Annotated in this window: 8 protein-coding genes and 1 tRNA gene; 7 read left to right on the top strand and 2 right to left on the bottom strand. The window is 33.7% G+C overall.

The window, feature by feature from the left end:
• Positions 1-161 (top strand): helix-turn-helix transcriptional regulator (locus tag ACFIL8_RS07005; RefSeq protein WP_375689244.1); only part of this gene is annotated, 161 nt, incomplete at its 5' end.
• A 100-nt stretch (positions 162-261) separates the two neighbouring features.
• Here ACFIL8_RS07005 and ACFIL8_RS07000 read toward each other — a convergent pair.
• Positions 262-337, bottom strand: a tRNA-Thr gene (locus ACFIL8_RS07000).
• 454 nt (positions 338-791) lie between these two features.
• Here ACFIL8_RS07000 and ACFIL8_RS06995 point away from each other — a divergent pair.
• Entirely contained in the window at positions 792-968 is a 177-nt protein-coding gene (locus tag ACFIL8_RS06995; RefSeq protein WP_375612388.1) for a SlyX family protein, read from the top strand.
• Positions 969-1496: 528 nt separating this feature from the next.
• Here the strand turns inward: ACFIL8_RS06995 and ACFIL8_RS06990 are convergent.
• On the bottom strand, positions 1497-1835 hold the full coding sequence (locus tag ACFIL8_RS06990; RefSeq protein ID WP_375638587.1) for a hypothetical protein: 339 nt from the start codon (positions 1833-1835) through the stop codon (positions 1497-1499).
• 164 nt (positions 1836-1999) lie between these two features.
• Between ACFIL8_RS06990 and ACFIL8_RS06985 the strand changes: the two genes are divergently transcribed.
• The 5 genes from ACFIL8_RS06985 (at position 2000) to ACFIL8_RS06965 (ending at position 6179) form a co-directional block, all read left to right on the top strand.
• Positions 2000-3427, top strand: a complete 1428-nt coding sequence (locus tag ACFIL8_RS06985; protein WP_375629712.1) for an amino acid permease — start codon at positions 2000-2002, stop codon at positions 3425-3427.
• Between the two features lie 40 nt (positions 3428-3467).
• The gene (locus ACFIL8_RS06980) at positions 3468-4148 is read left to right on the top strand and encodes an energy-coupling factor ABC transporter ATP-binding protein (protein WP_375613810.1); all 681 of its coding nucleotides are present in this window, start codon (positions 3468-3470) and stop codon (positions 4146-4148) included.
• A complete protein-coding gene (locus tag ACFIL8_RS06975; RefSeq protein ID WP_375613809.1) occupies positions 4145-4801 on the top strand; it encodes an energy-coupling factor transporter transmembrane component T family protein in 657 nt (218 codons plus the stop codon). Before ACFIL8_RS06980 ends, ACFIL8_RS06975 begins: the two co-directional genes overlap by 4 nt.
• Positions 4798-5355, top strand: a complete 558-nt coding sequence (locus tag ACFIL8_RS06970) for a biotin transporter BioY (RefSeq protein ID WP_375629709.1) — start codon at positions 4798-4800, stop codon at positions 5353-5355. The genes ACFIL8_RS06975 and ACFIL8_RS06970 overlap by 4 nt, the downstream gene beginning before the upstream one ends.
• 257 nt (positions 5356-5612) lie before the next feature.
• Positions 5613-6179 carry a biotin transporter BioY gene (locus ACFIL8_RS06965; protein WP_375629706.1) on the top strand — a complete coding sequence of 189 codons (567 nt, stop codon included), beginning with the start codon at positions 5613-5615 and terminating at the stop codon, positions 6177-6179.
• The last annotated feature ends 214 nt before the right edge of the window (positions 6180-6393 follow it).

Raw genomic sequence — 6393 nt, 5'->3', positions numbered from 1 at the left:
GTGCACAGCTTTTTAGTGTATCCACAACAACGATTCGCAATTGGGTGCTTCAGGGGTTGTTTCCGGAGCCATATAAGTTAGGGAGAGCAGTGAGGTGGAGAAAAAAAGAGATCTTAGCCTTCATTCCAAAGAAAAATAAGGAGCAAATAAGAACAAATTAGATAAAATTATATAAGCTGTAGAAGGTGGTCTAAAAGGTGGTCTGAAAATGGTTATTTAAAGAAAAAAATCTATATATTTCAATATGCTAAATACAAAAAGTGGTGCCGCATGCCGGATTCGAACCAGCGACCCCATCATTACGAATGATGTGCTCTACCAACTGAGCTAATGCGGCATAGGTTTGTAAGTCAATGAGACAAAACTAATTTGAGGGTAATAGCTAAAAGTACGTATAAAAGCAAGAATGCATTTTTTCAATAATTTATACATATGATAATAATTTGAAGGAGAAGTATGTAAAAGTCAGAGGAAAGTATTCTTTGACCTTAATGCTATAAAATGCTTTTCAATTTACGATAGCACTTAAATTAAGAAGCTGGGAATGTAGATCTTTAGGATGAAAAATGGTGTCAAGATAACTTAGTAAAGATAAAAACATTTTCTGATTCTTAAGAAAGAAATTTGTTGCATAGAGTGATTGGGAAAATAAAGATCATCATAAACCTTTTATAATGTGCAAATAGATGAGTAGAATTAGTTGAGAAGTTACTTCTCATTTTTATGGGAAGAAAAAGGGAGGAGGATTAATAAAATTAATCACGTTTTTTATTTTAGAGGGAGTAAAAATCATGTCGGATGAAGATCGGCTGATAGAATTAGAAATGAAGCTAGCTTACCAAGAAAAATTCATTGAGGAACTTTCTCGAGAGGTAACTAATCAATGGAAAAGTTTGGATGAGATATCTAAAAAAGTTGATATTTTAGCGAGACGATTTTCAGATTTAAAAGAACTAGAGTGTTACTGAAGCTGTTATCTTACCATTTTCTCAATAGGGAGAAGGTGCGAAATATTTTTTATCACAATTGCAATTATTTACAGATGAGTTTTTATTTCACGCATTTTGTTAGACTTGTAGAATAATTTTTATAAGCTTCTTCATTAATTTTAATAAGTTCCAATCTTATAAGGAGAGCTGATATTAGAAGACGTTTTTTTATATGGGGTTTCTAGTACGAAAATTAAGAAAAGTTTTTGTAGAGTATTAAAGAAACAGCCATAGAAAAATATATGAACTGCAATATTTTAAGTTTTTTCTGTACAGAGTTTTCTTATAGATGGGAGGTAGATTTATTCGCTAATTTTTTTAAATTGATACAAATAAAGTGATGTTATCGTTATCTATAGAAATCATAAGTGAGCGCCTATATTTATAATGAAGCGTTTTAATTTTTTCTGATGATCAAGTGATCTTCAGTTGTTTTAATAGAGTGAGGGGTTTTAAGCGACATCGATTATGTTATAGTACAGAGAGCTCTAGAAGTTTTTTTAAAGATCAAATGTACTCTTCGTTATATGCATATGATATTTTGTGAAAAGGCTTTTGTTTTTCGTAATTTAAGATACAAAATACTATTGCTAAAGCACCAAAGATAGACCATGCGGGTAAATAAGTGAGAGTAATGCAAATTGAGGACAGAAAATCAGGCATTACCTTGCATAGAGATTGATTAAGGTGATAGATATCTGTTTGCAGAAGGTTTGTTAAAATTTTATTAAAGGGGGTTGTTGTCCAATGTGATGTGATTACAGAGTGTGCGTTATCAATGACCAATGCTATAATGGTTAGTGTAACGAAAATGAAGGACATTAATTTAAATAAAGGGTGGAGCATATTTTTTCTTAAAACTTCAACGGGACATACGTATAATGCACAAAAAAATAAGGAGTTGCATTATGATAAGAAAATAAGTTTACGTTTGTTTTGTGTTTTTTGAAAGAGGTGCCTAATTTTTCAATAAAAGTTGAGGTTAAGTTCAACAAAAGTAGTGAGGCATGATGTCTGAAAAAAAGCACGAGGAATTGAAGCGTAGCCTTCAAAATCGCCATATTCAAATGATTGCTTTGGGTGGCGTTATTGGGACGGGACTTTTTTATGGGTCAACCGAGGCAATTCAATTAGCTGGTCCCTCAGTTATTTTATCTTATCTTGTCGGCGGGCTTATTATGTATTTCATTATGCGAATGCTTGGTGAAATGTCAGTAGAAGAACCGTCTTCAGGAGCATTTAGTTTTTTTGCTTATAAATATTGGGGGAGATTAGCTGGTTTCATAACAGGTTGGAATTATTGGTTTCTTTATATTCTTGTGAGCATGGCTGAACTTACAGTGATAGGGTTTTACCTTGATCATTGGATTTTGATTGATCATTGGAAGACATCTTTCATTGTTCTTTTATTTGTTACATTTGTTAATTTGTTTAATGTTCGTTTTTATGGAGAATTTGAATTTGTTTGCGCTTTGATCAAAGTGGCTGCTGTTATTGGTATGATTATTTTTGGAATTTTTCTCATTGTCACTGGACTAGGGGAAAATCAAGCGAATATTCATTATCTTTGGGACCATGGTGGTTTTTTCCCTTATGGAGCAGTAGGGGTTGTTTTAGCAACTTCTGTAGTAATGTTTTCTTTTGGAGGAACGGAGCTTATTGGTATTGCTGCTGGAGAGGCATCTAATCCACAAAAAACAATTCCAGCGGCTATCCGTCAAGTTATGTGGAGGATTATAATTTTTTATATTGGATCTATCAGCATTATTATGATAATCAGCCCTTGGAATATGATTGGAAAAAATGGTAGTCCTTTTGTCACAATTTTCGAGACTATAGGAATTCCTGCTGCTGGTCATATTTTGAATTTTGTGGTGATTATGGCTGCTATTTCTGTTTACAATAGTGGCATTTATTCTAATGGCCGTATGCTTTATAGTTTAGCTGTACAAAAAAATGCACCACATATTTTTAGTAAACTGAGTGCTGCTCGTGTTCCTTATATTGCTATCCTTTTTTCTTCATTATGTACGGCGTTGATTGTCGTTGTTAATGCTCTTGTTCCTGATAATAGTTTCATGCGGATCATGGCTCTTGCAACTGCAGCAGCAGTGATTACTTGGGCTATTATTGTTATTGTTCATTTGAAATTTCGCAATGCCCATAAGAACAGAAAGGGCGATTTTATTTATGCGTTTGGTTTATATCCTTACGCTAACTATCTTTGCCTCTGCTTTCTTGTTTTATTATTTTGCATTATGTTTGTCAGTGGTTTTGGGAAAAATGGATTGATGACTCGACTTTTTGATATGATAGGAATAAGCTTGCCTTTTCTTGAAGCATATATTCCTGTACAGATGCCTGATATGAGTTTGGCAGTCATTATTATTCCTCTATGGTGCTTGTTATTACTTTTAGGTTATAAACTGAAGCGATAGAGAAAGAAGAGCTAATAAAAGGGATTGATTGGAATAAACCTTGGGGATTATAAAATTTGATAAGGTAACACAAGTTTTTGGTGATTTGTGTGTTTTAAGAAATATTACTGTACAGCTTACCGAAAGACGAGTTGCTATTATAGGTGCGAATGGTTCTGGAAAAAGTACATTTGTTCGCCTTATTAATGGGCTCCAATTACCATCTCATGGTTTTGTAAGCGTTGATGGGCTTGATACAAAACGCGATGCAAAAGCAGTAAAACGTAAAGTTGGATTTGTTTTTCAGAATCCCGATAATCAGATTGTTTTACCATTAGTTGAAGAGGATTTATCCTTTGGTCTCAAAAATTTAAAGCTTAATAAAGATGAAATTAAGGAGCGTGTAGATGAAATTTTACAGCGCTATGAACTTCAAGATTTCAGAAATCACGCTGTCCATTTATTAAGTGGTGGGCAAAAACAACTTGTTGCTATTTCTAGTGTAGTTGCAATGAAACCAGACTACATTATTTTTGATGAGCCGACGACATTACTTGATTTGCGAAATAAGCATCGCGTTACGCAAGTGATAGAAGAATTACCGCAAACGGCAATAGTTGTATCGCATGATTTAGAGTTTTTGAAAAAGTTTGATAGAGTGCTGGTTTTTGATAAGGGGGAGATAGCAATTGATGATGTACCTTTTGTTGCTATAAAGGAGTATATAAGAAGAATGTCATGATCGGTTTATATATTCCGAGGGATACATTTATTCATAGGTTAAGTCCTGGAGTTAAGTTATTATTTCTTACGGCCTGTGGAACTTTTATAATAATGGTTTCTTCCATAGCGCTTCTTGGTTTATTTTTATTGTTGGTCATCTTATTCTATAGAGTCGCCAAAATCCCTTTCAAAACTGTGATAAAGCAATTTAAATCGATGGGATTGCTTTTAGTTCTTCTATTTGTATTTCAAACTATTTTTAGCGGTTGGCTTACGGGGGTTGAGGTCATATTACGTCTTGTTATCCTCTTTTCTTTATCATCAGTTATTTCATTCACAACAAAAGTGTCAGATATGGTGGATGCAATTGAAGCAGGCCTCCAGCCCTTTCGTTGTTTTGGTATAAATCCATCAAAAGTGAGTATGGTTATCTCTATGGCGATCAGGTTTATTCCTCTTTTGGGTGAAAAGTTTAATGAGGTACATGAAGCACAGCAAGCACGAGGACTTAATACTAACATTGTTGCTCTTGCGATACCTTTAATTATACGAACCATAAGAATGGCTTCAGAAGTGGCTGAAGCATTGGACGCGCGTTCTTATGATGCTGATACTATTGATATAGCATCTCATAATAATAAAAGTTTTTATAGTAAAAGAAGAATCAAATGAATACAAAAGATTTAGTTTATATTGCTTTATTTGCCGCTATTTATGCTATTTTGGGCCTTTTCCCTTCTATTTATCTTCCTTTTCTTCTAGGGGTACCTATTACGGCTCAATCGATGGGACCGATGCTAGCAGGGTCTATACTTGGGGCAAAAAGGGGTGCTTTAGCGTCACTCCTTTTTCTTGTTCTTGTTGCGATTGGATTGCCTCTGTTGCCTGGTGGTCGTGGTGGAATCAGTGTCTTTTCAGGAATTGCAAGTGGTTATTTAATAGGTTTTCCATTTGCCGCATTTTTTATTGGTTTAATGGTAGAGTTTTTTTGGCAGCGGTTAAATTTTATAACATTATTTATAATAAATACTTTTGGTGGCATTGGGATAGTTTATTCTTTTGGTGTTCCATGGACAGCTTATATGACCAAAGTTTCTTTACTGAAGGTTTTAATGGCTTCATCAGTTTTTTTGATAGGCGATTGTTTAAAAGTATTGATTGCATCCTTTATTGCACTCGCGATTAAAAGATCTGTTCCTCTCATTCATTCAAAGCATAATAACTAAAATAAATGTATTATTTTGTTATATTGTTATTATATAATATTCATATATCACTATTATTGAATTTAACTATAGTAATTTATGATGTAATTAAACACTGTAGAATCTAATATGATTCATATAAGTGATGTTATTAAAATAAATTATTATAGTATTTTTCTCTATATCTAAGGCATTTAAAGTGTACTTTTATAAATCTGATACTTTTTATTAATTGTACAACAATAACGAAAGCTTTTCCCTAGTGAAGGAATAATTCAGTGAATACAAAAGATTTAGTTTATATTGCTTTATTTGCCGCTATTTACGCTGTTTTGAGTCTTTTTCCTCCTATTTATCTTCCTTTTTTGCTGGGCGTCCCTATTACAGCTCAGTCTATGGCTCCGATGTTAGCAGGCTCTATACTTGGAGCGAAAAGGGGAGCTTTAGCATCACTTCTTTTCCTTGTTCTTATTGCGATTGGGTTACCTCTATTGCCTAGTGGTCGTGGTGGAATTAGTGTTTTTTCAGGAGTTACGAGTGGTTATCTGATTAGTTTTCCATTTGCTGCATTTTTTATTGGCTTTATGGTAGAATTATTTTGGCACCGGTTAAATTTTATAATATTATTTGTGATAAATACTGTGGGTGGCATTGGGATAGTCTATTCTTTTGGAATACCATGGGTGGCTTATATGACACAGGTCCCTTTGCTGACAGTTTTAATAAGTTCATTAGGTTTTTTGGTTAGTGGTTTCTTGAAAGTGCTGATTGCATCCTTTGTAGCGTTGACCATTAAAAAAACCGTTCCTCTCATTCATTCGGAAAAAGGGGCAGTTCTGTACTGAAGAACAAATTTTGCCAAATGTATGTAGCTTAAAAAGCACCACGGAATACCATTTTGTTTTGTCTACTTTTTATTGGTATTTTTATCTGCATAGCTCTCAGAGATAGCCATACGAAAATTGAATGTTTCGGCACCAAAATTCATTTTTGCTTTCAGGAGCAGCTCCCAAATAGCCAATTAATATCATTTTATTCAACATGCTTGTAAGTTTTATT

It is taken from the genome of Bartonella sp. AP57NXGY (assembly GCF_042195805.1).
GTDB lineage: Bacteria > Pseudomonadota > Alphaproteobacteria > Rhizobiales > Rhizobiaceae > Bartonella.
Note: the sequence above shows the minus strand (reverse complement) of the source record. Positions and strands in the feature narration are given on the sequence as shown.

Excerpts from the sequence above, each read along its gene's own strand:
- ACFIL8_RS06995 (WP_375612388.1), top strand. The coding sequence starts at position 792 with ATGTCGGATGAAGATCGGCTGATAGAATTAGAAATGAAGCTAGCTTAC.
- ACFIL8_RS06990 (WP_375638587.1), bottom strand. The coding sequence starts at position 1,835 with ATGCTCCACCCTTTATTTAAATTAATGTCCTTCATTTTCGTTACACTA.
- ACFIL8_RS06985 (WP_375629712.1), top strand. The coding sequence starts at position 2,000 with ATGTCTGAAAAAAAGCACGAGGAATTGAAGCGTAGCCTTCAAAATCGC.
- ACFIL8_RS06975 (WP_375613809.1), top strand. The coding sequence starts at position 4,145 with ATGATCGGTTTATATATTCCGAGGGATACATTTATTCATAGGTTAAGT.
- ACFIL8_RS06970 (WP_375629709.1), top strand. The coding sequence starts at position 4,798 with ATGAATACAAAAGATTTAGTTTATATTGCTTTATTTGCCGCTATTTAT.